This window comes from Campylobacter sp. RKI_CA19_01122 (assembly GCF_025771325.1).
Lineage (GTDB): Bacteria > Campylobacterota > Campylobacteria > Campylobacterales > Campylobacteraceae > Campylobacter_D > Campylobacter_D lari_D.
This window is the reverse complement of the sequence record NZ_JAKMPZ010000021.1, coordinates 1-4,348: the sequence shown is the minus strand read 5'-3', so window position 1 is coordinate 4,348 and position 4,348 is coordinate 1. Positions and strand designations below refer to the sequence as shown.

The 4,348-nt window shown below is 27.0% G+C and carries 1 protein-coding gene and 2 pseudogenes; all 3 read left to right on the top strand.

The window, feature by feature from the left end; genetic code table 11:
- Positions 1-249, top strand: a pseudogene (locus L8U37_RS08055) (hypothetical protein); the annotation flags it as partial.
- A gap of 40 nt (positions 250-289) precedes the next feature.
- On the top strand, positions 290-3,118 hold the full coding sequence (locus L8U37_RS08050; RefSeq protein WP_263728975.1) for a hypothetical protein: 2,829 nt from the start codon (positions 290-292) through the stop codon (positions 3,116-3,118).
- Positions 3,119-3,238: 120 nt separating this feature from the next.
- A pseudogene (locus tag L8U37_RS08045) lies at positions 3,239-4,348 on the top strand (hypothetical protein); the annotation flags it as partial.

Below are 4,348 nucleotides of genomic sequence, written 5' to 3'. Positions count from 1 at the left end.
ATGAGTGATGGGGATATACAAAAGTTTGCAAAGATGCAAAAATTTGATGATGGATTAACTTTTTCACCGGTGTTTAAACCACAAAAAGCAGGCAATGTAGTTAATATGGGTAATATTAATGCTAATAATGTATTACTTATAGGGAATAAGGTTTTGTTATATGGAACTTTTGATATTGAAAATAAAACTTTTAATCAAATTGCAGCTTTAGATAAAGATAAAAAAACAAATATATTTAGTTGGGAATGAAACTCATGCTGATATTGCTACCTTAAATAATATAGATAAGTTGCATATAACTGCTAAAGATGAAGGTTCTTTATATTTAGGTGCTACGGGATATTATTACAATCCATCTTCGTTTAAGGATTTTAATTATGAACAACAAGATTATGATAATGCTTTAGATGAAACTGGAAGCAAAATAGAAGTAAAGCATAATAATAAAAAATTTTTAAATAATAAATTTATAGGTATAAGTTCTGATGTGGATTGGTGGCATTTTGCTAAAGGATGGAATGAAAATAAAGATAGTTTTAACAAAAATATCGAATATAGACTTACTAATAATATAAATTTTAAAGGCAATCAAGGCAAAGGCAAAGAAGGAAAAGATTGGCAAAACTATGCTAATTATTGTATAGATGGTCTTAATTGTACTTCTATGATGATTGGTGATAATAAAAATCCTTTTACTAAAACATTTGATGGCCAAGGATTTACTTTAAAAAATATTAATATAGAGGCTAACAATAAAAATTATGTTGGTATTTTTGGAAATTTAAGTAATGGGGCTAATATAAAGAATTTCAATGTAGATTATATGAATGGTAATGTTAAAGCAAATACGACAAATTATATTCTTTATGCAGGTGGTGTTGTCGGACTTATAGAACAAGATGCTAAAGTTGAAGACATTGTTTTAAAAAATATCAATGAAATTATAGGCAATGGTAAAGATTATGCTTATGTTGGAGGTTTTGTTGGGGATATTGTTGATGTAGCTAATATTGATTCTCTACCTATGATAAAAAAGGGCAAAAAATATGAATTACCATCAATACAAAGTAGTAAATTTAAAAATATTACAATTTTAAATATAAACGGTATTCAGGCAAAAAGTGAAGAAGCTTCAAAAGTAGGCGGATTTAGTGGAGCTGTTTATTCCTCCTCACTGAGTCAAAATTCTAGATATGATTTTAATAATATTTTTTTAAATCATATTGGTTATATAGGTGCGGTAACGGATAAAGCAAGTGCTAAATCAGGAGGATTTGTCGGAGAGATTATAAATGTATATAAAGAAAATAACACTCCAACTTATAATAGCTTTACAGATATTTCTTTAAATGATATAGGATTGATTCAATCTTATAACAAAGGAACATATGATCATTATTTAAATAGCTCTCATGATTTTGAGCAGGATGATTCTTTTGCTAGTGGATTTGCTGCAAGTGCTAGTGGAGGGAATTATTTTACTGGTATAACTTTAAATAATATAAAAACAATTCAAAGTATATCCAAAGACAAAGCTGAACTTAGCTATGCGTCAGGTTTTATATCGCATTCTGGTTCAAATTATTTCAACGACATAATTTTAAATGATATACAAAATATTATTTCTGAGGGAACGGGGCATAATAAAAATGGAGCAACAATAGCAACTGGTTTTGTGAGTTTTTACAATCCTAGTTATTTTTATGATATATATGCTTTTTTTAATTCAAAATCACAAATTCAATCAATTGCACCTAAAAATGAAGAAAAGACTATAGTTGGTTATTTTGATATCGGAGGAAAAGATAAAGATGATAAAAGCCATCATAATATCCATGTGTGGATGCCTGAAGATATTTTAAATGGAAAACACTCTCCTGATAAAAAATCTTCTATTGATATAAAAGAATACAGTGATCAAACGCAAGCTTATAAAGAATATAAACAAAAATTGTTAGAATACTCTAATAAGCAATTTTTAAAAGACAATCATAATTATCTTACTTTTGCTTTAAATGAGAAAAAAGATGAACTTAAAGAAGCTTTAGAATTAGATTTAAATGCTATTTTAAACAAAGAAGCTATGCTTTTCAAAGATGATTCTTTTCAAAGTAGTATTGAAAATTATGCTATTAATGATATTGCAAGTCAATATTATAAATTTTATATTAGCTCGCTAGATGATATGCTTAAAGAAAAAGATTATAAACAGATGAGTGAAGATGAGAAAATTGATTTCGTGTCTAAGTATTTTTTAAAAGATAATGAAAACAATAAAGAAGAAGCTTTGAAGATAGTTCAGAGTTTGGAATTTATAGATGCTTATCAAGAAAATGGTTTAAAGGGTGCTAATAAAGAAAAAATTTATCAAAATGAAACTTTTGAAAAATTGTTAGATAATACTGCTAATGTGATTTCTAAAAAAGATTTTATATTCGCTTTATTAAAGAAAGATTTGAAAGATTTTCTTGATAAATCTATAATACTAACAAATCAACTACAAGAAATAAAAACAAAAATTCAAGAAAATGAAAGAGAATATAATGCTTTAGCTAGTAGTGAAAATATTGATTTCAAAAAAATCAATATTTTGGCAGAAAATATTAGCAAATTAAATCAGCAACAAAAAGATATTGTTTCTCAATTGGATATTAGCCCTATAAAAAATAAAATAGAATATACTATCTCAAAAGGAGGTTTTGAAATAATAGGAGATGTTAAGCAAGATATATATACGCCAAAATTAGCACAGCTTGCATTGCAACACGCGAAAAAAGAAATTCCGTGGACAGAACTTCAACCAAGCACTCCAGTGAAAAAAGAAATTCCGTGGACAGAACTTCAACCAAGCACTCCAGTGAAAAAAGAAATTCCGTGGACAGAACTTCAACCAAGCACTCCAGTGAAAAAAGAAAAATCTAAAAAAGATTTACCTTTTATAGAAAATAATATTTATTTATCAACTAGCGATAATTTGAAATCAGATGGTGGACTTGTGATAAAAAAAATTAGAAAAGAAAAAGATGTAGATAAGGCTGTCACGAGAAAAAGAGCAGTAACTTGCATAGTTAATGATGGATTTAAAACTATGAATCCTTGTGTAGTAAGTGATATATAAAATATAAATACTAGGTTATCCTAGTATTTATAGTTGTAGATATTATTGAAATTTACTATTGATCAATTCTTAAATTACAATTAATCTAAATCAAGTGTTATTATAAATTAAGGTAAAATCATGAAAAAACTTTCTCTTTGTATTATAGCAATTAGCTCTTTAGTCTATGCTAATAATGGAAGTATTATCATAGCTAAAAATGATATAGAAAAGGTTATAGAACTATCCCCTGATAGAAATCTCCCTCAAAACAAAGCTATCAAAGAAAATCTAAAAACCAAAGATGATTATAAAAAAACTCAAGAAGCTAAAAAAGACTTTGAAGAAAAAAAGAAAGCCTTAAAAGAAAAATTTAATCAAGAAGATAAAACTAATGAGGAAACTAACAATCAAACTAATAATAACACTACCAACCTAAATAACCAAATTAACACTAACACAAACAATGACAAAGCTAACACTAACTCTAGTATAAATAATCAAACAAACAATAATTCTAATTCAACTAATAATAGCTTTAATACCAATAATGCTTCAAACAATCATAGTTTTAATAACAACACTACCAAATTAAACAATCAAACCAATACCAACAATAATACAAGTAACCCAAATAATCAAACAAACAATAGTTCTAATAATAACTCTACTAACTCAAGTAATCAAACTAATACTACCACTACTAAAGAAGTAATAACCAAATACAAATTTATTATCACTAATGAAAACACTAGCTTTGAAAAGCTAGGTATTAAAGAAGAAGATTTACAAATACTCATTAGTGAGTTTAGCACTAGAAAATTTAGCTTGCAAGATTTACAAGATATATCTAATATTATTGCTTATTATTTCCAAGTTAATGGCTATCCTGCTGCAACAGCTTATGTGCCCCAACAAGAATTTGAAGATAGTGTGCAAATAAACATAGCCTTAGGAACATTAGGTAAGTATATAATAAAGAATAAAACTACTATAAAAGATTATTTCATAGAAAGTAAGCTTAATGAAAGAATCAAAGGTAAAATCATCTCTACTAAATTAATAGAAGATAGTGTATATAAAGTCAATGAAATGTATGGCATTCAAACCCTAGCAGGTTTACAAGCAGGAGAGAATGTAGGTGAAACTGATATAGTTATAGAAGTAGTTCCTGATACTAAGGCTAATGTATTATTATATGCTGATAATTATGGTATTAAAAGTGCAGGGGATATTAGAGCTGGTATTAGT